The sequence below is a fragment of the Halarchaeum nitratireducens genome (assembly GCF_014647155.1).
GTDB classification, from domain to species: Archaea; Halobacteriota; Halobacteria; order Halobacteriales; family Halobacteriaceae; genus Halarchaeum; species Halarchaeum nitratireducens.
Genome location: NZ_BMOQ01000027.1, coordinates 1 through 715 on the forward strand (window position 1 = coordinate 1; position 715 = coordinate 715).

General features: G+C 67.7%; 1 protein-coding gene. It reads left to right on the top strand.

Annotated elements, in window-relative coordinates; genetic code table 11:
* Positions 1-715: heavy metal translocating P-type ATPase (locus IEX91_RS16185; RefSeq protein ID WP_188880244.1), on the top strand; the 715-nt coding region annotated here is incomplete at both ends.

Genomic DNA, 715 nt, shown 5'->3' on the forward strand with positions numbered 1-715 from the left:
CGGCACTTCAGGAGCTACTGGAGATGACGCCCGACACGGCGACCGTCCGTCGCGACGGGACACTCCAAGAGGTCTCCGCCCGCGATGTCGAAGAGGGCGAAGTCGTCGTCGTAAAGCCGGGCGGGAAGATCCCGGTCGACGGAACCGTCGTCGACGGCGAGAGCGCAGTCAACCAGGCGCCGGTCACCGGCGAGAGCGCGCCCGTCCACAAGGCCGACAGCGACGAGGTGTACGCCGGGACGGTCAACCAGGAGGGCGCGCTAGAAATCCGGACGACGGGAGCGGGATCGGATACGACTCTCGAACGGATCATCCGTCGCGTCGAGGAGGCCCAGGAGGCTCAGTCGCCCACGGAGAGTCTCATCGACCGGTTCGCGAAGTACTACACGCCGGCCGTCATTGCCCTGGCTATCGGCGCGTACGCGGTCACGCAGAACGCGATCCTGTCGCTGACGCTGCTGGTCATCGGCTGTCCGGGCGCGCTGGTCATCGGGCCACCGGTCAGCATCGTCTCGGCCATCGGTAACGCCGCCCGGTCGGGCGTGCTGATGAAGGGCGGCGAACACCTCGAACGCGCCGGCAAGATCGATCTCGTCGCCTTCGACAAGACGGGGACGCTCACGAAGGGCGAGACCACCGTCTCCGGTATCGAGGGGTTCGGCGTCGCCGCCGCCGACGTCCTCTCGCTCGCAGCGACCGCCGAGAAGAAGAGCGA